The sequence below is a fragment of the Quadrisphaera sp. DVD1 genome, from assembly GCF_058932755.1.
This window is the reverse complement of record NZ_JBZYWI010000051.1, coordinates 1-20,263: the sequence shown is the minus strand read 5'-3', so window position 1 is coordinate 20,263 and position 20,263 is coordinate 1. Positions and strand designations below refer to the sequence as shown.

General features: G+C 75.4%; 21 protein-coding genes. 7 read left to right on the top strand and 14 right to left on the bottom strand.

The genetic code is table 11. The features are described from left to right. Window positions 1–338: lysylphosphatidylglycerol synthase transmembrane domain-containing protein (locus AC5FZL_RS07960; protein ID WP_493618034.1), on the top strand; the 338-nt coding region annotated here is incomplete at its 5' end. Window positions 339–353: 15 nt separating this feature from the next. On the opposite strand, the gene AC5FZL_RS07955 is transcribed toward AC5FZL_RS07960, so the two are convergent. Beyond that, a complete protein-coding gene (locus AC5FZL_RS07955; RefSeq protein WP_493618033.1) occupies window positions 354–1,916 on the bottom strand; it encodes a methyl-accepting chemotaxis protein in 1,563 nt (520 codons plus the stop codon). A 53-nt stretch (window positions 1,917–1,969) separates the two neighbouring features. Then, window positions 1,970–2,461 carry a MarR family winged helix-turn-helix transcriptional regulator gene (locus AC5FZL_RS07950; RefSeq protein WP_493618032.1) on the bottom strand — a complete coding sequence of 164 codons (492 nt, stop codon included), beginning with the start codon at window positions 2,459–2,461 and terminating at the stop codon, window positions 1,970–1,972. A gap of 98 nt (window positions 2,462–2,559) precedes the next feature. Between AC5FZL_RS07950 and AC5FZL_RS07945 the strand changes: the two genes are divergently transcribed. Both AC5FZL_RS07945 and AC5FZL_RS07940 read left to right on the top strand, forming a co-directional pair. After that, window positions 2,560–3,042, top strand: coding sequence for a pyridoxamine 5'-phosphate oxidase family protein (locus AC5FZL_RS07945; protein WP_493618031.1), 483 nt, complete (start codon window positions 2,560–2,562; stop codon window positions 3,040–3,042). Between the two features lie 38 nt (window positions 3,043–3,080). After that, window positions 3,081–4,436, top strand: a complete 1,356-nt coding sequence (locus AC5FZL_RS07940; protein ID WP_493618030.1) for an MFS transporter — start codon at window positions 3,081–3,083, stop codon at window positions 4,434–4,436. A gap of 45 nt (window positions 4,437–4,481) precedes the next feature. Here the strand turns inward: AC5FZL_RS07940 and AC5FZL_RS07935 are convergent, their stop codons facing one another. The 6 genes from AC5FZL_RS07935 to AC5FZL_RS07910 all read right to left on the bottom strand — a co-directional run bounded on the left by AC5FZL_RS07935 (window position 4,482) and on the right by AC5FZL_RS07910 (window position 10,685). Beyond that, window positions 4,482–5,219: an HAD family hydrolase gene (locus AC5FZL_RS07935; protein ID WP_493618029.1), complete on the bottom strand. Its 738-nt coding sequence runs from the start codon at window positions 5,217–5,219 to the stop codon at window positions 4,482–4,484. Then, window positions 5,216–6,736 carry a mannitol dehydrogenase family protein gene (locus AC5FZL_RS07930; RefSeq protein ID WP_493618028.1) on the bottom strand — a complete coding sequence of 507 codons (1,521 nt, stop codon included), beginning with the start codon at window positions 6,734–6,736 and terminating at the stop codon, window positions 5,216–5,218. The genes AC5FZL_RS07935 and AC5FZL_RS07930 overlap by 4 nt, the downstream gene beginning before the upstream one ends. Before the next feature lie 97 nt (window positions 6,737–6,833). Beyond that, the gene (locus AC5FZL_RS07925) at window positions 6,834–7,589 is read right to left on the bottom strand and encodes a ZIP family metal transporter (protein WP_493618027.1); all 756 of its coding nucleotides are present in this window, start codon (window positions 7,587–7,589) and stop codon (window positions 6,834–6,836) included. Window positions 7,590–7,689: 100 nt separating this feature from the next. Continuing rightward, window positions 7,690–8,538: a DMT family protein gene (locus AC5FZL_RS07920; protein ID WP_493618026.1), complete on the bottom strand. Its 849-nt coding sequence runs from the start codon at window positions 8,536–8,538 to the stop codon at window positions 7,690–7,692. A gap of 2 nt (window positions 8,539–8,540) precedes the next feature. Beyond that, window positions 8,541–9,218, bottom strand: coding sequence for a CDP-alcohol phosphatidyltransferase family protein (locus tag AC5FZL_RS07915; protein WP_493618025.1), 678 nt, complete (start codon window positions 9,216–9,218; stop codon window positions 8,541–8,543). A gap of 237 nt (window positions 9,219–9,455) precedes the next feature. After that, window positions 9,456–10,685 carry a flagellin N-terminal helical domain-containing protein gene (locus AC5FZL_RS07910; protein WP_493618024.1) on the bottom strand — a complete coding sequence of 410 codons (1,230 nt, stop codon included), beginning with the start codon at window positions 10,683–10,685 and terminating at the stop codon, window positions 9,456–9,458. A gap of 332 nt (window positions 10,686–11,017) precedes the next feature. Here AC5FZL_RS07910 and AC5FZL_RS07905 point away from each other — a divergent pair, with 332 nt between their 5' ends. Then, window positions 11,018–11,800 carry a GAF and ANTAR domain-containing protein gene (locus tag AC5FZL_RS07905; protein ID WP_493618023.1) on the top strand — a complete coding sequence of 261 codons (783 nt, stop codon included), beginning with the start codon at window positions 11,018–11,020 and terminating at the stop codon, window positions 11,798–11,800. Between the two features lie 315 nt (window positions 11,801–12,115). After that, window positions 12,116–12,883, top strand: coding sequence for a GAF and ANTAR domain-containing protein (locus AC5FZL_RS07900; RefSeq protein WP_493618022.1), 768 nt, complete (start codon window positions 12,116–12,118; stop codon window positions 12,881–12,883). 33 nt (window positions 12,884–12,916) lie between these two features. On the opposite strand, the gene AC5FZL_RS07895 is transcribed toward AC5FZL_RS07900, so the two are convergent. The 4 genes from AC5FZL_RS07895 to glnA form a co-directional block, all read right to left on the bottom strand. Beyond that, window positions 12,917–13,471 (bottom strand): hypothetical protein, encoded by a 555-nt coding sequence (locus AC5FZL_RS07895; RefSeq protein ID WP_493618021.1) that lies wholly within the window; start codon window positions 13,469–13,471, stop codon window positions 12,917–12,919. After that, window positions 13,468–15,489 (bottom strand): alpha/beta hydrolase family protein, encoded by a 2,022-nt coding sequence (locus AC5FZL_RS07890; RefSeq protein WP_493618020.1) that lies wholly within the window; start codon window positions 15,487–15,489, stop codon window positions 13,468–13,470. The genes AC5FZL_RS07895 and AC5FZL_RS07890 overlap by 4 nt, the downstream gene beginning before the upstream one ends. Further along, on the bottom strand, window positions 15,489–15,770 hold the full coding sequence (locus AC5FZL_RS07885) for a hypothetical protein (protein WP_493618019.1): 282 nt from the start codon (window positions 15,768–15,770) through the stop codon (window positions 15,489–15,491). The genes AC5FZL_RS07890 and AC5FZL_RS07885 overlap by 1 nt, the downstream gene beginning before the upstream one ends. A 230-nt stretch (window positions 15,771–16,000) precedes the next feature. Beyond that, a complete protein-coding gene (gene glnA, locus AC5FZL_RS07880) occupies window positions 16,001–17,425 on the bottom strand; it encodes a type I glutamate--ammonia ligase (RefSeq protein ID WP_493618018.1) in 1,425 nt (474 codons plus the stop codon). A gap of 180 nt (window positions 17,426–17,605) precedes the next feature. On the opposite strand from glnA, the gene AC5FZL_RS07875 reads away from it, so the two are divergent. Next, window positions 17,606–18,010: an RDD family protein gene (locus tag AC5FZL_RS07875; RefSeq protein WP_493618017.1), complete on the top strand. Its 405-nt coding sequence runs from the start codon at window positions 17,606–17,608 to the stop codon at window positions 18,008–18,010. An 11-nt stretch (window positions 18,011–18,021) separates the two neighbouring features. On the opposite strand, the gene AC5FZL_RS07870 is transcribed toward AC5FZL_RS07875, so the two are convergent. Both AC5FZL_RS07870 and lipA read right to left on the bottom strand, forming a co-directional pair. Further along, window positions 18,022–18,813, bottom strand: coding sequence for a DUF4191 domain-containing protein (locus AC5FZL_RS07870; RefSeq protein WP_493618016.1), 792 nt, complete (start codon window positions 18,811–18,813; stop codon window positions 18,022–18,024). A 17-nt stretch (window positions 18,814–18,830) separates the two neighbouring features. Beyond that, window positions 18,831–19,838 (bottom strand): lipoyl synthase, encoded by a 1,008-nt coding sequence (gene lipA, locus AC5FZL_RS07865; protein ID WP_493618015.1) that lies wholly within the window; start codon window positions 19,836–19,838, stop codon window positions 18,831–18,833. A 78-nt stretch (window positions 19,839–19,916) separates the two neighbouring features. Between lipA and AC5FZL_RS07860 the strand changes: the two genes are divergently transcribed. Continuing rightward, on the top strand, window positions 19,917–20,263 hold a 347-nt coding region (locus AC5FZL_RS07860), incomplete at its 3' end, for a DnaJ family domain-containing protein (RefSeq protein ID WP_493618014.1).

Here is a 20,263-nt window from a genome sequence, read left to right as displayed (position 1 = left end):
GCCCGCGCCGGTGCGCCGCGGGCCTGGGAGGGGCGGTCCTGCTGACGGCCTCGCTGGTCGGCTGCCTGTGGGCCTGCGTGCGCGCGGCCGGCGGCTCGCTGGGCCTGCTCGACGTCCTCGTCGTCCTGCTGGCGGGCACCGTCCTGGGCTCGGTCGCCCCCACCCCGGGCGGGGTGGGGGGCGTCGAGGTGGCGATGGCCGCCTCCCTGGTCACGGCGGGCGTGGCCCCCGGCGACGCGGCGTCCGCGGTGCTGCTCTACCGCCTGCTCACCTTCTGGGCGCCGGTGCCGCTCGGCCTCGTGGCCCTGGCCGAGCTGCGCCGGCGCGGGTGCCTGTGAGCGCGCGCGGGGGCCTCAGCAGCGGAAGCGCGCCGCCAGCGACTGCAGCTCGCTGGCCATGCGCGCCAGCTCCCCGACGGCCTCCTGGGACTGCGAGACCGCCTGGGTGGTGAGCTGGGCGGCCGTCGCGACCCCGGTGATGTTCGCCGAGATCTCCTGCGAGGCGCTCGCCGCCTCGGCCACGGTGCGGTTCATCTCCGCCGTCGTGGCGGTCTGCTCCTCCACCGCCGAGGCGATGGTCGTCTGGTGCTCGCTGATCGTGTCGATCACCGCCGAGACCCGGCCGATCGCCTCGACGGCGCCGGCGGTGTCCGCCTGGATCGCCTGGACCCGGCGGGAGATGTCCTCGGTCGCCCGGGCGGTCTCCTGCGCCAGCTCCTTGACCTCGTGCGCGACGACGGCGAAGCCCTTGCCGGCCTCACCGGCGCGCGCCGCCTCGATCGTCGCGTTGAGCGCCAGGAGGTTCGTCTGCTCGGCGATGGACGTGATCGTCTTGACGACGTTCCCGATCTCCTCCGAGGACGCGCCGAGCTGGCTGACGATGGCGTTGGTCGAGGTCGCCAGCTCCACCGCCGAGGACGCCACCCGGGCCGCCTCGGTGGCGCTGACGGTGATCTGCTGGATGGCGGCCCCCATCTCCGAGGAGCCCTCCGAGACCGTGCTCACCGACTGGGAGACCTCCTCCGAGGCCGCAGCGACGACCTCGGCCTGGGTCGCGGACTCCTCCGCCGCGGCGGAGATCTGGGCCGACGTCATCGACATCTGCTCGGTCGCCGCCGCGAGCGACGTCGACTCGCTGGTGATCGTCCGCATGACGTCCCCGAGGGCGCCGAGCGCGGTGTCGAGCGCGATGGCCATCCGTGCCACCTCGTCGTCGCCGGTGTGCTCCAGGCGCGCGGTCAGGTCACCCGCCGCCACCCGGTCCAGCGCCTCGACCGCGCGGGCCAGCGGGCGGGTGATGCGGCGCGTGATGGCCGTGGCCGCGCAGAGCAGCACCACGAGCGCCGCGGCGGAGGCGCCGAGCGTGGCCCAGCGCACGTCGGTGGAGACGTCGGTGATGCGCTCCTCGTCGGCGGCCACCTCGGCGGTCAGCGCGTCGGAGGCGGCGCTGACGGCCGCGTCGGTGACGTCGTTGAGGTCCTGGATCCCGGTCGAGCCCGCGCGCGCCGCCTCCTGGTCGGCCACAGCCGCCTCCACGAGCGCGGGGATGCCGGTCAGGTAGTCGGCGTAGGCGTCCTGGACGTCGGCCACGAGCTCGGCCGGCTCCCCGTGCAGCGGCACGCCCGCGAGCTGGTCGAGCAGGTCCTGGGCGGTCGCGGCGTCGTCGGCGACGTCGGCGCGCACCGCGGCGGGGTCGGGCACCACGAGCGCCTTGAACGCGTCCACCTTGAGCTCGCTGGCGCGGGTGTCCAGCCGCAGCACGAGCCTCTGGGCCTGCGAGGCGACCTCGGCGTCGCGCTCCGCGGCGGCGATCGCGCCCAGGCCCCACAGCGTGACCGAGGTCAGGCAGACGGCGACGCCCACGGCGGTGGTGGTCAGGGCCGCGAGCTTGCGGCCGACGGTCCAGCGGATCTTCATGGCGGTGACCTCCCGGGTCGGGGCGGCGGCGGCAGCCGTCGCGGGAACGTGGGTCAGAGCGCCTCGGGGACCCGGGCGCGGACGAGCTTGGTGAGCAGGGCGTGCAGCTGGGCGCACTCGTCCTCGGTGAGCGACCCCGTCATCTGCGAGGCGCTGCGGTCGAGGACGGGCAGCATCGCCGCGACCCGGGCGCGCCCGGCGTCGGTGAGCGACACGCTGGCGCGCCGCCGGTCGACCGGGTCGGTGCACCGGCCGACGAGGCCCTGCTGCGCGAGCTTGTCGAGGATCCCGGTGACCGTGCTGTCCCGCAGGCCGCACAGCGCGGCGAGGGTGCCGGCGGGCACCGGGCCCTGCCGGTAGAGCACGCCCAGCACCGAGCCGGCGTTGGAGGACCAACTGGCGTGGGCGGTGGTCAGGCGGTCGCAGTCGAGGGTGACCAGGCGACCCGCCAGCACGAGGGCCCACAGGGTCGCCCCGGCCAGGACGGCCGGCTCGGACGCGGCTGGGCCCTCCGCCGGGGCCGTGGTGGTCGCGGGTGCGCTCATGGGGGAGGGCATCGGCAGGATCGTTCCGGATCTGGAGGAGCTCGGCGCAGCGCTGCGAGTCCGGGGGCGCGCAGGCGCGGCCGGTCGTAGGTTCGAGGGTGACGCAGGACGGGCGCTGGGAGGACGACATGACCGACGGTGCCGGCTCTTCTGGGATGCAGGCCCTGGACGCCGCGGAGTGCCACCGGCTGCTGCGCACGCAGCAGCTGGGCCGGCTGGGGGTCGTCGTCGACCACTACCCCCTGGTCCTCCCCGTCAACTACGCCCTCGACGGCGACGTCGTGGTGGTCCGGATGCACCCGGGACCGCTGCTGAGCGCGGCCTCGTCCGCCAACGTCGGCTTCGAGGTCGACGAGGTCGACCCGGTCACCCGCAGCGGCTGGAGCGTGCTGGTGCGGGCTCTCGCGGAGGAGGTGACCGAGGCCCACGCGCCGGGCCTGGTGGCGCGCACGACGAGCAGCGGGGCCGCGCCGTGGGCTCCTGGCGAGCACGGCCACTGGCTGCGGCTGATCCCGCACGGGATCTCCGGGCGGCGGATCGTCCCGGGCCACCCGCTCCCGTCGCCCGGCGGCTACCTCTAACCTCCTGGGGCCCGAGCCCCACCACGGACGAGGACTCCATGCCCCCGCTGCCCTCCACCCCGCAGACCGCCCTGACGCGCACGCAGCGCCTGGACGCCCTGCCCTTCACCCGCGAGCACCGGCGGCTCCTGCTGGGATCCGGCGGCGGCTGGGCCCTCGACGCCCTCGACGTGGGGCTGGTCTCCTTCGTCATCGCGCAGCTCACGGCCACCGGCTTCGCGACCGCCGGGCAGGCGTCGTGGATCGCCTCGGCCGGCTTCATCGGGATGGCTGTGGGGGCGAGCGTCGGCGGACTGCTGGCCGACCGGATCGGCCGCCGGCAGGTGTTCGCGGCCACGCTGCTCGTCTACGGCCTCGCCACCGGCGCCTCGGCGCTCGCCGGCACCGTCGCCGTCCTCATCGCGCTGCGCGTGGTGGTGGGCCTGGGCCTGGGCGCCGAGCTGCCCGTGGCGTCCACCCTGGTCAGCGAGTTCGCGCCGCCGCGGATCCGCGGCCGCGTGGTGGTGGCGCTGGAGTCGTTCTGGGCGCTGGGGTGGACGGTCTCGGCCCTGGTCGGGTACTTCGTCGTGCCCACCAGCGACGAGGGCTGGCGCTGGGCCCTGGCCGTGGGGGCGCTGCCGGCGCTCTACGCCGTGGTGGTGCGCTGGGGCCTGCCGGAGTCGGTGCGCTTCCTGGAGTCGCGCGGTCGCGGGGTCGAGGCCGAGGCCACCGTGGCGCGCTTCGAGCGCGCGGCCGGCCGCGAGCCCGGGGCCGGCGGCGGGGGAGCCGGCGGCGCCACCGCGACGCGCGAGGCCGGCGGGCGGGTCGGCGCGCTGTGGTCGCCGGCGCTGCGGCGCCGCACCGGTGCGCTCTGGCTGGTGTGGTTCACCGTCAACTTCGCCTACTACGGCGCGTTCGTGTGGCTGCCGACGCTGCTCTTCGACGCCGGCTTCTCGCTGGTCCGCTCGTTCGAATACACGCTCTACATCACCCTCGCGCAGCTGCCCGGGTACGCCGTCGCGGCGCTCCTCGTCGAGCGGTGGGGGCGCCGCCGCACGCTGGCGGCCTTCCTCGCCGGCTCGGCCGTGGCCGCGGGGCTGTTCGCCGTCGCCGACTCCGCTGCGGCGCTGGTGGCGACCGGCATGCTGCTGTCCTTCTCCAACCTCGGCGCCTGGGGGGCGCTGTACGCGGTCACCCCCGAGCTGTACCCGACGCGGCTGCGCGGCACCGGCGCGGGATGGGCCGCGGGCTTCGGGCGGATCGCCTCGGTGCTGGCCCCGCTGTCGGTGCCGCTGCTGCGCGACGCCGGCGGCACCGGGCTGCTGTTCGCGGTGTTCGCCGCGGTGTTCGTCGTGGCCGCGCTGGGCTCGCTCGCGCTGCCCGAGCAGCGGGGCCGGGCGCTCGAGGAGGTCTGAGCCCCGCTCGCGCGCCCGGCCCCGGGCGCTCGCTCGGCCCTGCTCTCAGCCGAGCAGCTCCACGAGCTCGGCCCAGGAGGTGACGACCGCGGCGACGCCGGCCTCGCGCAGGGCCTCGGTGCGGGCCTCGCGCTCGGCCGGGGCGACGAACTGCACGGTGCCGATGGTGGGGTGGCCGGCGGCCACGGCCGACAGGGCGCCGTTGATCGAGTCCTCCACGGCCAGGCCCTGCTCGGGGGTGATGCCGAGCGCCTCGGCGGCGAAGAGGTAGACCGCCGGGTCGGGCTTGCTCGTGGGCACCGGCAGGGAGTCCTCGGCGCTGAACCGCAGGTCGGGGGCGAAGAGCTCCCCGAGCCCGGTCACCTCGAGGCAGGCGTCCAGCCGGCTGCGGGCGCTGGAGGTCACCGCGGCGAGGGTGAACCGCCCCGCCAGCCCCGCCAGGGGGTCGTGGACGGCCGGGTCGGGCGCCAGCGCGGTGCGCAGGTGCGCGGTGACGACGTCCTTCTCCTGCGCCACCCACCGGTCGAGGTCGGCCGGGTCCAGCGCGGCGCCGAAGGACTCGGCGAGCTGCGCGGCCCCGGCGCGGAAGTTCTTGCCGTTGGTCATCCGCTGGAGCTCGGCGGGCGTGTACGCCCGCTGCGCCCCCAGCTCGGCCAGGAAGGCGTTGGCGACGTCCGCCGAGGCCTCGTAGGCGGGCTCCTCGGACGGGAACATGGTGCCGTCCGCGTCGCAGAGCAGGTGGGTGGTGCCGGACGTGTCGAGCGGCAGGAACCGGGTGGTCATGCCGCCTCCTCTCCATCGTGGGTCAGGTAGTGCTCGATCGCCCCGCGCGGGCCCCTGCGGTCGAGCAGGTCCAGCGCCTCCTGCACGGCGGCGACGAAGCGGGGGTCGCGTCCGAGGTCGCCGAAGACGCGGCGCTCGGCCAGCAGCGGGGCGGCGTCGCCGGGGCCCGCGGCGGCCAGCGCCACGAGCCGCTCGGCGATCGGTCCCTCGCCCGGGACGACGGGGACGCCGTGGACGCCCGCGACGCCGGGGCCGGGGTGGACGCCGTCGCGCAGCAGCCGCAGCCAGCCGGCCACGGCCAGGGCGAGCAGGCGCTGGGGGCGGCCGGCGTCCAGACCGGCCCGCACCGACGGCAGGACGTAGTGCGGGATCTTCGACGAGCCGCGCCGGCAGAGCCGGGCGAGCTGGTCGCCCATGCGCGGGTTGGCGAGCCGCTCGACCAGGGTGGCCTGGTACTCCTGCAGGTCGATGCCGGGCACGGCGGGCAGGTGGGGGGTGATCTCCTCGGCCATCATCCGCACGAGGTAGGCGCGGAAGACGGGCTCGGCCATGACCTCGTCCATCGTGCGCAGGCCCGCCAGGTGCCCCAGGTAGCCCAGGGCGCAGTGGCTGGCGTTGAGCAGCCGGGTCTTCATCGTCTCGTAGGGCGAGACGTCGGGCACGAACTGCACCCCGACGGCGTCCAGGGGCGGGCGGCCGTTGCAGAAGTCGTCCTCGACCACCCACTGGGTGAACGGCTCGGTGATCACCGGCCAGCGGTCGTCGACGCCCACCGCCGCGACGATGGCCTCGCGGGTCTGCGCGGTGGTGCTCGGCGTGATCCGGTCGACCATGCTGCTCGGGAAGCTCACCCGCCCGGCGATCCACTCCGCCAGCTCCGGGTCGCGCAGGCGCGCGAAGGAGGTGACGGCGGTGCGCGCCGCCCTGCCGTTGCTCTGCATGTTGTCGCAGGAGAGCACGGTGAAGGGACCCGCGCCAGTCCGCCGCCGCCGGTCCAGGGCCTCGACGAGGTAGCCGAAGACCGTCTCCGGGTGTCTGGGGTCGTCGAGGTCGGCGGCGACCATCTCGTCGTCGGCGTCGAACTCCCCGGTGTGGGGGTCGATCCGGTAGCCGCTGCCGGTGATCGTCAGGGTCACCAGGCGCGTGCGCGGGTCGGCGAGCACGCGCAGCAGCGCCTCGGGGTCCTCCGGCGCGAACACGTAGCGGGTCATCGCACCGACCACGCGCGACCGGTCCTCCTCGGCGCTGCGCTCGACGACGAGGTAGAGGCCGTCCTGCGCGCCGAGCACCTCGCCCATCTGCGGCCGGTGCAGGCCCACGCCGACCAGGCCCCAGCCGGTCTCGCCGCGGCGGGCCAGGTCGTCGAGGTAGACCGCCTGGTGCGCGCGGTGGAAGCCCCCGACGCCGATGTGGACGACCGCCGGCACCAGGGCGCTGCGGTCGTAGCAGGGCACCGACACCGCCGCGGGCAGTCGGCGCAGGGAGGCGTCGCTGAGCGGGAGGGGCGCGGTGGGCATCGCGGAGGGGCTCCTTCGGGCGTCGCGGCGGGGGGCCGGGGTGGCCAGGTCGGACTTTCCCACGGGAGCGGCGGAGCGCCCGCGGGCGGGGCCGGGCTCAGCCGCCGAGCTGGTCGATGCTGAAGGCGGTGAGGAAGCCCAGCGTCGTGATCAGCCCGGTGAACAGGTGGGCCCGCTCGAAGGCCTCGGGGATCATCGTGTCGGCGACCATCGCGAGGATGGCGCCGGCGGCGATGGTGGTGATGAAGGCGACGACCCCGTCCGAGGCGTCCTGGAGCAGCACGTAGCCGAGCAGCGCCGAGAGGCCGCTGGCCAGCGCGATGCCGCCCCAGACCCCGAAGACGTACCGGGCGCTGCGCCCGCTGGCCTTCATCCCCGCCGAGCTGGACAGCCCCTCGGGCACGTTGGAGATGAAGACGGCGGCCAGCACGGCCGGGCTGACCGCCCCGCCGCCGACCAGGCCCAGGCCCAGGACCACGGACTCCGGGACGCCGTCCAGCAGCGCGCCCAGCGCGATCGCGGTGCCGCTGCCCGTCTGCTCGGCCTCGGAGGGCTGCTGGCGGCCCGAGCGCTTGCGGTGGCGGGCGCCGTGCCGGGCCAGGACGGCGTTGGCCGCCACGTAGACCACCGCCCCGACGAGGAAGCCCCCGGCGGCCGGGGCGAGCCCGCCGGTCTCGGTGGCCTCCCCGACCAGCTCGAAGGAGAGCGCCGAGATGAGGACGCCGGACCCGAAGGCCATCACGCCGGCCACGACCTGCTGCGGCACCCGCACGGTCCAGGCCACCGCCGCTCCGAGCACCAGGGCCGCTCCTCCGAGCAGCCCCCACAGTCCAGCAGCGAGCCACGTGGGCACGGTTCCTCCAGGTCGGTGAGCAGCGGCGCCCGGGCGCGGTGCGCCCAGGTGTAGCGGCCCGCAGCGCTGCCTGCGAGCCGAGGGGGAGGACCGATGGCGCTCACCGCGCCGCAGGCGCCTCCAGCGCGAGCACCCTCGGGTCGTAGCGGGCGAGGGCGCCGGCGGCGCCGACCGCCAGGGCCAGGCCCAGCACGGCCAGCGGCCACGTGCCCGGGCGCAGGCGGTCGCCCAGGGCGAGGACGCCGACGAGGGCGGGCACCACGGTCTGGCCCAGCACCACCGTCGACGTCGCGGTCAGCACCGCGCCGCGCTGCAGCGCCGTGGTGTAGAGGAGCGTGGCCAGCGGCCCGCCGACCAGCAGCGCGTAGGTGGCGGGCTCGACCACCAGCACCGACGGCGTCAGGGCGGGCAGCACCCGCGAGGCGAGCGCCGTGACGGCGAACCCGAGGCCGGCGACGAGGCCCAGCAGGGAGGCGGCGACCGGCCCGTGCCGTCGGCCCACGACCGCCCCGGCGACCGCGACGGCCGCGACGGCGAGCAGGAGCAGCGCGCGGGTGCCCACGTCCGGCTCCACGGTGCCGACGGTGGAGGCGCTGGAGGTCAGCAGCGCCAGGCCCAGCACCAGGGCGCCCACCGCGAGCAGCTCCGCGCGGTGCAGGTGGGCGTCCAGGACGCGCGCGCTGAGCACCGCGGTGACCAGCACGCTGGCCGAGACCAGCGCCTGCGCCAGGAAGAGCGGGAGCATGCGCAGCGCGAGCAGGTGGAGCACGAAGCCCACGAGGTTGAGCCCCATGGCCACCACGAAGGACGGGTGGCGCAGCTGGCGCGCCAGCAGCAGGGGGTCCACGCCCCGGGTCGGCGGCTCGCCCCTCGCTGCGAGCGCCTGCAGCACCGCTGCCACGCCGAAGGCGGCCGCCGACCCGAGACCGGCGAGCAGACCGAGCAGCACAGCTACGGCCGCCGCGCGCGGCGCCGCCGCACGGTCAGCGCCAGGCTGACGGCGAGGTAGTAGGCGAGGTAGCCCAGGGACAGGGCCACCAGCACGGGCGAGGGGTCGGGCATCTGGGTGAGGATCAGCGCGTAGATGCCGAGCCAGACCGCGGTGAGCGCGAGGTTGGTGCGGCGGAACGCCGTCGTCCGCGAGGGGTAGAGGTACCCGACCGGGATGAAGACGAGCACCGAGCAGACGAGCAGGATCGCGGCCGTCACGGCGGGCTCGAGGTCGAGCACGATGACGTAGAAGGCGACGACGTTCCAGTAGCTGGGGAAGCCGAGGAACAGGTGGTCGTCGGTCTTGGCGTCCACCCGGCAGAACTGGTAGCTCGAGGCCAGCAGCGGCACCACGGCCAGGAGGGTGCCCGCGACGCCCGAGGGGAGGCGCCCGTCCATCCACAGCAGCAGCACCGGGGCGAAGGCGTACGTGAGGTAGTCGACGATGTCGTCGAGGCGGGCTCCGTCGAACCAGGGCAGGCGCTCGCTGACCCGCAGCCGGCGCGCCAGCATGCCGTCGGTGCCGTCGATGACGAGCGCGACCAGGCCGAGCCAGAGGGCGCGCACGGCGTCGCCGTCGATGGCGGCCAGGACGATGAGGAGGGCCAGCGCCGTGCCGCTGGCCGTGTAGAGGTGCACCGCGCCGGCGCCGGCGCGCAGCCATCCCGAGGGATGGGGCAGGTCAGCGACACCGGGGTCCTGCGGTGGGGCCTGTGCGCTGATGTCGTCACTCCGCAGCCGTCGGGCGTCCGGGCGACCTGGTGCCCGGACCTCTCGTGGGGAGCACGGTATCGCCGGTGGGCGCTGCGCGCCGCTGGCGGGGCGAGAGCGCGCCTGCGGCGCAGAGCAGCGCCGCTCTGGTGGCGCCGCCTCGTCTCACGCCTCCAAGAGGGCCAGGAGCGAGCGCGGGAGCGCGCTGGCCCTGGCGATCACCGCGGTGGCGCTCTGCTGGAGCACCTGCTGGCGCGAGAGCGCGCTGACCTCGGCGGCGAAGTCGGCGTCCTCGATCCGTCCCCGCGAGGCCGTGAGGTTGTCCGCGGTGACCCCCGAGGAGCGGATGATGTGCTCGAGGCGGTTCTGGTTGGCGCCCAGGCGCGCCCGGGCGCCGAGCACGGCGCGCAGCGCGGCGTCGAGGACGTCCAGCGCCGCCGAGGGCGACGCGCGCAGGTCCAGTCCCGCCGTGCCGAGGTCGGCGGCGGAGAACCCGGCGCCGGGCCGCCCGGAGTCGATCGCGACGGCGAGGGTGTCCCCGGCGTCGGCGCCGACCTGGAAGACGAGCTCGCCCCCCGCGCTGGTGGTCGTCACCCGTGCTCCGAGCGCCTCCATGGCCGCCCCGGACATCACGAGCGACTGGTGTGGGACGCCCAGCTCCAAGACGGTGCTCAGCCCGGTGCCCGCTGCGTGCCCCACGTGGGCAGTGACCGCTCCGCTCAGGGCAGAGGCGGCGAAGGCGTCCTCGAGGGCGGTCTGCAGGGATCCGGCGCCCGCGGAGTCCACCGCGTGGGCGCCGGGCGGCAGCACCACGTCGACGACCTGCTCGGTGGGCAGACCGGTGTCGAAAGCCAGCCTCATGCGGTCGTTGATCCCCGTCACCACGGTGTACGGCTGGTTGGTGCTGGCCGAGAACCGGGTTCCGCCAGGGATCGCCGTCAGGGACAGTGCTGTGGTGCGCACGGTCTGGGTGCGCACGGCGCCGACGCTGCCGTCGAGGAGCGCGATGCCGTTGTAGGTGGTGGACCGGCTGATCCCGTCCAGCGCGGCGTTGGCCTGGGACAGCTCCCCCTGCAGGGCGCTGCGGGAGGAGTCGTCCCCGCCGCCCGCGGCCTGCACGGCCAGCACCCGCTGGCGCTGCAGGATCGTGGTGACCTCGGCGAGGGCGCCCTCGGCGGTCTGCAGGAGGCTCACCGCCTCCCCGGCGTTGCGGCCCCCCTGGCGCGTGCCCTCGGCCTGCGCGGTGAGCGACTGCGCGATGGACAGGCCCGCGGCATCGTCGGCCGCCGAGTTCAGGCGCCGTCCGGTGCTCAACCGCCCGAGCGTCCTCGCCAGCTGCTGGTTCGCGAGCGAAAGCTGGCGCTGTGCCGTTCCTGTGACCGCACCGAGCAGCACAGCTCCACCTCCTCCGGATCCACCGTCGCCACGCCTCTTCTCGGCGCCCCCGCCCCCATCGGCCGCAGCACGGCCGGACTGAGGCAGGTGAACCGATGTCCGCCAGAAGCACGCAGGCACCCGCGCCGGGACGCAGACACCCGCGCCGGGACCGTGCCCGTCGCCTCCCGTAGACTCCTGCGCGCGGCGAGGGACGACGGCCGCCCGCGGCGCCCGCGCCGCGGAGGGGTCGAGCCCGCGGCCCGTCAGCACGACCGTCACCTCCCCGGAGCGGTGAGCGGCGGTCGCACCCGGAGCGGGCGCTCCGGGAGGACGACGGGACCTCGCTCTCCATGGACCACACACCGCCGTCACCGGGCGCCCCGCGCGCCGGCGAGGGCCGTGCAGCGCCGACCGCGCTGTCGGGCGTCGAGCGGGTGCACGCCCACCTCTCCAGCATCCGGCTGGAGGAGACCTCCCTGTCCCAGGTGCTCCAGCAGGTGGCCGATCTGGCCCGCACGAGCATCCCCGGCGCGGACGCCGTGTCGGTGACGCTGGTCGAGGGCGAGCGGCCCCGCACCGCGGCGTCGACGGGGGACCTCGCCGTGCAGCTGGACCAGCACCAGTACGCCCTCGGGGAGGGCCCCTGCCTGGACGCCGCCCAGCAGCGGCGGGCGGTGAGCCTGCCGGACCTGGCCACTGAGGACCGCTACCCCGGCTTCGTGCCCCGTGCCCGCGAGGCCGGCGTCCGCGCCATCACGTCGTCCTTCCTGGCCGCCGCGCCGCGGGTCGTGGCCGGGCTGAACGTCTACACCGTGCGGCTGGACGACCGGGCGCACGAGGCGGCGGTCGCGGCCCGCGCCTTCGCCGAGACGGCCGCGGCGACGGTCGCCAACGCCGCGCTGCTCGCCTCCACCACCCAGGTGGCCGACGACCTGCGCCAGGCCATGGCCACCCGCGCCGTCATCGAGCAGGCGAAGGGGCTCCTCGTCGCGCGCCTCGGCTGCACCCCAGAGCGCGCGTTCGAGCTGCTGGCCGGGCAGTCCCAGCACACCAACCGCAAGCTGCGGGACATCGCCGTGGAGCTCGTGCAGGACGCCCAGCGCCGCCAGGGGCCGGCGAGCCCCGAGGGGTGACCCGCGGGGCCGCACCCGCGGGCGGCCCCGCACGCGAGCGTCTTCACGTGCGGGGCCTGGCCCGTGCCGCGCCCGGGCGGGACACGGACTGGGGCCAGCCCACCACAGCGACCGCACGGGCACCCGCCGGGGCCGCAGGGCGGTAGGGTCGGGACATCGGGCGGCGGGAGCCGTCCGGAGCCCGCGTGGGCCGTCGAGGTTGAGAGCCCAGCCCCGGAGACTCGTGGAGCGCCTGCCGTGGGCACTCGTCGTCACCGAGCGCACTTGGTGCCCTCGCTGCCGTTCGTGCGGGCTGACGCGAGGAGGCCCCGCGCCGTGCCCGACGACAGCCACGACCAGATCCCGGTCCAGAGCGGTTCGCGGCCCCAGCCGATGGAGCCCCAGGAGGCGTTCCGCGAGCTGGGGCGCCTGCCGCTCGGCGAGCTGCCCCTGAGCCGGGTGCTCGCCCGCGTGGCCGAGCTGGCCCAGGCCACCATCCCGGGGGCCGACGAGGTCTCGGTGACCCTCATCGACGGCGAGCAGGCGCGCAGCGTCGCCTTCACCGGCCAGCTGGCCGTCGCCCTGGACGAGCGCCAGTACGCCAAGGGGTTCGGACCGTGCATGGACGCCGCGCTCGCCGGCGTCGTGATCAACGTGAGCGACATGGGGTCGGAGGAGCGCTACCGCGACTTCGCCGCCGTGGCCCAGCGGGAGGGGATCCGCTCGTCGCTCTCCGTGGGGATGCCGACGCCGCAGCACAGGGTGGGCGGGCTGAACATGTACAGCTCGACCCCGGACGCCTTCGACGAGGAGGCGGTGGAGCTGGCGCGCGCCTTCTCCGACTACGCGGCCGTCGCCCTGCTCAACGCCTCGCTCATCGACTCCAAGGACGCCCTGGCCCGCCAGCTGGAGCAGGCGATGAGCAGCCGCGCCACGATCGAGCAGGCCAAGGGCATCCTCATGGCGCGCCTGGGCTGCAGCCCCGAGGACGCCTTCACGCACCTGTCGAAGCAGTCGCAGAACACCAACCGCAAGCTGCACGACGTCGCTGCCGAGCTCGTGGCGCGGGCGACCCAGGACGGGCGGGGCGCGCGGGGCCGGTAGCGGCTGGCGCCCCGCCGGCACCCCGCCAGCGCCTCAGAGGGCCTTGTCGGGGAGGTCGGCGGGCGCGTCCACGCACGGCCCGGTGGCCCAGACGCTGAGCGAGGAGGCGCGGCCCTCGACCGCCTCGGTGTCCCCGCCCAGCCTCAGGCCCACGCCGTCCTTGGACAGGGAGACCTCCCGGCCCCCGTTCCCCCCGGACTCCAGGCCCGTCCGCCACCCGTCGGCCACGAGCTCGCGCACCACCGGGTCGATCAGCGACGCGGTCTCCCGGGGCGGCTCGAGGTAGAAGCTGCGCTCCGCCGTCCACGTGATGACCTCCGGCGCCTCGCCGTCGGCGCGCGGCGGGCCGTCGGAGCAGTCCGACCACGTGTCGTCCCGCTCGGGGGAGTGCTCCAGCTCCAGGGGCAGGTCGGGGTTGAGGTCGCGGACCAGGCCAGCGGCCGCGTCGGCGGCCGCGAGCACCTGGGTGCGCGTCGTGTCGGGGTCCTGCGCGGACATCGGCTCGTCCTCCTGCTGGGCTTCGGTGCCGCACGCCGTGAGCAGGGCGGCGAGCGCGACGGCGGCCGCCGCGGCGCGGGCGGCGGTCACGGGACGTGGGCGGTGGGGGGCGAGAATTCCGGGTCCTCCATCGGGTAGTCGACCTCGACGTGTCCGTTGCCGTACACGTGCGCGTCGGGGGCGGTGTAGAGCATGACGTCCTGGCCGGTGAGGACGCTGCGCATGTTCAGCCACGCCGTCGACCCCGGCGTGAAGACGCCGCTGTGCGAGGAGAAGCCCTCGAGCAGGTCGCTGGAGGTGTCGGCGTGGTCCGTGCGGCCGGTCTCGAGCCGGACGACGCCCTCCAGGGAGTCCGGGTCGGCCCCGTGCACCCAGCCGCCCGGGGCGATGCCCTGGAGCGGCGCGATGAAGTCGCCGGGCGCCGTCATGGAGTAGCGCGGTGCGTCCGGGTCGGCGTAGTCGCGGACGTCGGACACGCCGGGGCCGGCGCCGGCGCTCTCCACGTGCAGGACCCGGTCCACGACCATCCCCGAGGCCTCGGCGGAACCCACGACCGAGCCGCCGTAGGAGTGGCCGACCACCGTCAGGGAGGCGCCCGGGGGCCGGTCGACGCCGGCGGCGAAGTCCCTCAGCCCCGGCCCGATGGCCTCCGCCGCCCCGTTGTCCGCGGCCTCGGGGATGGACTGGGGCATCGGGCCGCCCAGGTACGTGATCACGGCGAGCGAGCCCCGGGGGCGGGTGCCGCTCACGAGGTCCATCGCCCGCTCGTACTGGCCCTGCATGGTTCCCGGGTTCGTGCCGGTCCCTCCGACGAGGATCCCCACGCTGGTGGTGTCGGGCCCGAGGGAGCCGACGACCTCGGCGAACCGTCCGCCCTCGGGGTCGAAGAGGACCACCTGGTGCCCGGTCCTCGTCGACGGGCGACCGCCGGCGAAGGTCTCGAGCCGCTCGGTGAGGTAGCGGTCGTAGCGCTCCGCGGTCTCCGCGAGGACGTCGAGGCGGTCGCCCACGTCGCGGAGCTCCTCGGCCCACCTCAGGTCGCCGAGCTCGCTGCGGTGGTCGCCCGGCCCGAGCCCCGGGGCGTCCTCGCGCAGCTCCTCCCGGCGCTCGCGCAGGGCGTCCTGCTCCCGCTGCACGTCGGCCAGCGCGGCCGTGATCGCCGTCCGGTTCGCCGTGGTCCGCACGTCGTAGGGAGCGCCGTCGAGGTTGCCGACCAGCCAGGGGTGCAGGCGCGCAGCGAGCTGGCGGGCGGCGGGGGTGAGGGCGGCGAAGGCCGCGGCCACCGCGGCCGGGTCGGGGTCGCCGTCCGCGGCTCTCGCCAGGGCGCCGAAGGTCGGGCCCTGCGACAGGTCGGCCGGGCGCACCAGCAGCGTCGCGACGGCGGGGGAGCTGCCGACGAGCAGGGCGAACTGCTCCTCGTCGAGCTGCCCGACCGCCCACCGGAGGGCAGCAGCGCCGGCGTCGCTGGAGGGCAGGCCCTGTGCCCACCGGTCGAACGCGGACACCCAGCCCGGGCCCCCGGCCAGCGCAGCGCCGCCCAGGCCCGCGACCAGGGAGGAGTGCTCCGCCCAGCCCGGCGGCACCAGGGCGCCGAGCTGGAAGACGAGGACGTCGTCCGCGCTGCGCCGCTCCTCGGCCAGTTGCTGGAGCCGGCGCACGTGGTCGCCGCGGTCCTCCTGCGCCGCCGCGAGGCGGTCGGCCGCGGCGCGCACCTCCGCCGCGGGGACGTCGGGGCCCTGCTGGCCGAGCGTGCTGTGCATCGCGGTGGCGCGGCTCACGGCGAGCCTGGCGGCGGCCAGGTCCGCCTCCGCGGCGCTCGCCCGCAGAGCGATGTCGCGCACCGCGGCCGCGTGGGCCGCGAGCGCGTTCGCCGCCTCGTCCAGCGGCCCGGCCGTGCCGCGCAGCGCCGCCGCGCTCTGGCCGGCCCGGGTGCTCCAGGCCTGCGCGCTGAGCCCCTCCCAGGCGCCGGCGAGCGTGCCGGCCCCGGTCTCGACCTGGGTCGCGGCCTGGTCGAGGGTGGTGGCCGCCGCGCGCAGGGCCAGGGCCGTGCCCTCCACGCCCGCCATGTCGCCGGTCCCGGGGTGCTGCTCGCTCCAGTGGCCGGCCATCAGAAGGCCCGGTGCGGGGCGGAGCGGCCGAGGCCGGCGTCGACGTCGACCCAGGTGAGGACCATCTGCTCCAGGGTGGCGGCCAGGCCGGTCACGGCGGCGCTCTGCGTGCTCGTGGTGACGCGCACCCACGACTGGAGGGCGGCGACGGCGTCCTCGACCGCGGCCGAGCCGCACCCGGCGGCCGACGGGCCCACCTCGACCGCCACCGAGCCCGCGACCGCGCGCAGGGACGCGGCGGCGCTCGACGCCGCCTGGGCGTCGACCGTGAGGTCGCCCACGCCGCTCACCTCCACCGCCGCCGTCCGCACCCGCCGGACGGCGGGGAGCTCCCATCGTGCCCCGCTTCGGCGCCGCGCCAGGGCGAGATCACGCAGACGGGCGCACGCCACCCGTTCGGGCGAGGGAGGACGCGAGACGGCGGGTGGCCGGTGAGAGGCGTCCGCAGACGCGCTCTCGCCGGCCACCCGCCGTCCGCAGGGCCGAGGCCCGCGTCAGCGATCCCGAGGGATCAGATGTCGTAGTACATCTCGAACTCGTGGGGGTGCGGGCGGAAGCGGATCGGGTCGATCTCCTTCGTCCGCTTGTACTCGATCCACGTCTCGATGAGGTCCTCGGTGAACACGCCGCCCTCGGTGAGGTAGGCGTGGTCGGCCTCGAGGGCGTCGAGCACGGCGCCCAGGGAGCCCGGGACCTGCCGGATGTTCGCGTGCTCCTCGGGGGGCAGCTCGTACAGGTCCTTGTCGACCGGGTCGGCCGGCTCGATCCGGTTCTGGATGCCGTTCAGCCCGGCCATGAGCATCGCCGAGAACGCCAGGTACGGGTTCGACGACGGGTCCGGCACGCGGAACTCGATGCGCTTGGCCTTAGGGTTGTTGCCCGTGATCGGGATGCGCACGCAGGCGGAGCGGTTGCGCGCGGAGTAGACCAGGTTCACCGGCGCCTCGTAGCCCGGCACCAGGCGGTGGTAGCTGTTGACCGTCGGGTTGGTGAAGGCCAGCAGGCTCGGCGCGTGGTGCAGCAGGCCGCCGATGTACCAGCGGGCCATGTCCGAGAGGCCGCCGTAGCCGGACTCGTCGTAGAAGAGCGGCTCGCCGTCCTTCCACAGCGACTGGTGCACGTGCATGCCGGAGCCGTTGTCACCGAAGAGCGGCTTGGGCATGAAGGTGACGGTCTTGCCCGCCTCCCAGGCCACGTTCTTGATGATGTACTTGAAGAGCATGGTCTTGTCGGCCGACTTCGCGAGCGTGTCGAACCGGTAGTTGATCTCGGTCTGGCCGGCGGTGCCCACCTCGTGGTGGGCGCGCTCGACGCCGAGGCCCTGGGCGTCCAGCGCCAGGCTCATCTTGTCGCGCAGGTCCGAGTAGTGGTCGGTCGGCGGGACGGGGAAGTACCCGCCCTTGTACGGCGTCTTGTAGCCGCGGTTGCCGCCCTCCTCCACGCGCCCGGTGTTCCAGGCCGCCTCGACGGAGTCGATGTGGTAGTAGGACTCCTGCTGCGACGTCTGGAACCGCACGTCGTCGAAGATGTAGAACTCGGCCTCGGGCGCGAAGAAGGCCGTGTCGGCGATGCCCGTGCTCTTGAGGTACGCCTCCGCCTTGGCGGCGACCTGGCGCGGGTCGCGGCTGTACGGGTCGTTCGTGATCGGGTCGACGATGCTCATGTTGATGTTGAGCGTCTTCTCGGTGCGGAACGGGTCGAGGTAGGCGGTCTCGACGTCCGGCACGAGCTTCATGTCCGACTCGTTGATGGCCTGGAAGCCGCGGATCGAGGACCCGTCGAACATCTGGCCCTCGACGAAGAAGTCCTCGTCCACGGTGGCCGCGGGCACGTTGAAGTGCTGCATGACACCGGGCAGGTCGCAGAACCTCACGTCGACGAACTTGACGTCGTTCTCCTTGAGGTACGCGAGGACCTCGGCAGCGTCCTTGAACATCCATCCTCCAGGCGGGGTGGGGGCAGTGGTCGGTCGAGCGTTCGGTCGGACGCTAGGCAGGCGCCGTTTCCCCGGCGTCTCGTCCGTATTGCCGGGAGGTTACGGGGGCCCCCCTCCGGGCGGTCGGCCCAGCGGGCCACCGGCGGTCAGCGTCCGAGCTCCACCGTAGGCTCCTGCGGCGTGAGCGTCGCCGCGGGGACCGCAGGGGGATGGCCCGGACGCCGGCTCGGCGTCCCGCCGTCCGGGACGGGCTCGGTCGCCCGCCCGGGCCGGCGCGTCGTGGCGCTGCTCGTCGACTGGTTCGCCTGCACGCTCATCTCGCTGGCGTTCTTCGACGGCGACGGGTGGGCGACCCTGGCGGTCTTCACCGCCGAGCAGGTGCTCCTGGTCGCCACGCTGGGCGCCAGCTTCGGCCACGCCCTCTGCGGGCTGCGGGTGCGGCGCCTGGGCGGCGGCCCGGCCGGGCCGGTCCCCGCGCTGGTGCGCGCGGTGCTGCTCGCCCTGGCGGTCCCGGCGCTGGTCTGGGACGTCGACCAGCGCGGCCTGCACGACCGCGCGGCGAAGACGGTGCTCCTGCGCCGCTGAGGGCGCGGGCCTCAGCGCCCGCGGGTGGCCTTGCGGTCCGGGCGCGCGCGCATCGGGTCGATCCCGGCGGGGATCGGCGGGCGGACGCCGCCGAGCGCCTTCAGCCGGCGGTTCACGACCGTGACCTCGGCCTTGGTCAGCGTCGGGCGCAGGCGCATGACGCGGCGCGGGAGCTTGGCCAGCGGCACCTGGTCGTCCTCGCCGCCGGCCTGCAGCAGGTGGACCGGCACGTCGGGCAGCACGCGCGCGACCTTGCGCCGCTCGGCCTCGAGCAGCTTGCCGACGCGGTGGCGCGGGCCGTCGGAGACGAGGACGACGCCCGGCCGGCCCACGGCGCGGAAGACGGTGTCGCGGGTGCGCGGGTCCACGGCGACGGGCTGCTCCTCCACCGTCCAGCCGCGGCGCAGGGTGCGCAGAGCCGCCCCGGCGGCCCCGGGCTGGCCCTCGAGCTGGCTGTAGGCGGCGGTCTCCGCGCGGCGGGCCAGCACGAACAGCGCCGCGAGCAGCGCCAGCATGAGGGTGGTCAGGCCCAGGACGATGAGCCAGTACAGGCCGTCCGTGAGCAGCACCGTGAGCCCGATGCCGATGACGAGCACGCCGAGGAACGCGCCGAGCACCCACCAGGTGACCGCCGGGTCCACGCGCCGCGTCATCGCGAACACGTCGCGCATCTGCTTCAGGCGGCCGGGAGCCCCGCTGCCCCCGGCCTTCGGGCGGCGGCGGAAGGGACGGCGACGACCGGCTCCGGCGCCGTCGGCGCCGATCGCGGTCGCGCCGGAGGGGGAGGAGGTCGTGCGGGCCATGGGCCCCAGGGTACGGCTCAGCGGGGGCCGGGCAGCAGGCTCGAGGCCTCCTGGCGCGCCGGTGCTGCGCCGGACAGGTGAGCCAGGTCGTCGGGGATGACGTCCCCGCGCCGGGTCATGGCCTGCGCCCACAGCCGGCCGGCCCGGTAGGAGGAGCGCACCAGCGGCCCGGACAGCACGCCGAGGAACCCGATCTGCTCGGCCTCGGCGGCCAGCTGGACGAACTCCTCCGGGCGCACCCACCGCTCGACCGGGTGGTGGCGCACGCTCGGGCGCAGGTACTGGGTGATCGTGATGAGGTCCGTGCCCGCGTCGTGCAGGGACTGCAGCGCCTCCACGACCTCCTCGTACGTCTCGCCCATCCCGAGGATGAGGTTGGACTTGGTGACGAAGCCGTCCTCGTGCGCGGAGGTCAGCACCGACAGCGAGCGCTCGAAGCGGAAGCCCGGCCGGATCCGCTTGAAGATCCGCGGGACCGTCTCGACGTTGTGGGCGAGCACCTCGGGGCGGGAGGAGAAGACCTCGGCGAGCTGGGCCGGGTCGGCGTCGAAGTCCGGGATCAGCAGCTCCACGCCGGTGCCCGGGCTCATCGCGTGGATCTGGCGGACCGTCTCGGCGTACAGCCACGCGCCGCCGTCCGGGAGGTCGTCGCGGGCGACACCGGTGATCGTGGAGTAGCGCAGCCCCATGGAGCGCACGGACTCGGCGACGCGGCGGGGCTCGTCGGCGTCGAAGGCGGCCGGGCGCCCGGTGTCGATCTGGCAGAAGTCGCAGCGGCGGGTGCACTGGTCGCCGCCGATGAGAAAGGTGGCCTCGCGGTCCTCCCAGCACTCGAAGATGTTGGGGCAGCCGGCCTCCTCGCAGACCGTGTGCAGCCCCTCCTTCTTCACCAGCGCCTTCAGCCCGGTGTACTCCGGGCCCATCCGGGCCCGGGTCTTGATCCACTCGGGCTTCTTCTCGATGGGCGTGGCGGCGTTGCGCGCCTCGACGCGCAGCATCCGGCGTCCTTCTGGGGCCAGGGTCACGGCGTCAGGCTACGCCTGTGCCGTCCCCGTCCTGCCGTGCTGTGGCGGGAGCTGGGCGCGGGGGGCGAGGCTGGGGGCGTGACCGAGCGCAAGCCGCCCCAGGTGCGCTTCGAGGACTGGGTCGAGCGCCAGATCCGCACCGCCCAGGAGCGCGGCGCCTTCGACGACCTCCCCGGTGCGGGCAAGCCGATCCCGAACCTCGACAAGCCGATGACCACGGCGGAGTGGGCCGTGGAGTGGGCGCGGCGCGAGGAGGCCGACCTCACCGCCGCGCTCCCGCTGTCCCTGGCCCTGCGCCGCGAGCGCGAGGACCTGCTCGCGCTCGCGGCGGCGCAGGGCTCGGAGGCCCAGGTGCGCTCCCTCGTCGAGAGCTTCAACGCCCGGCTGCGCGCGGCCTACCTGCGCCCGGCCGACGGCCCGCCGCT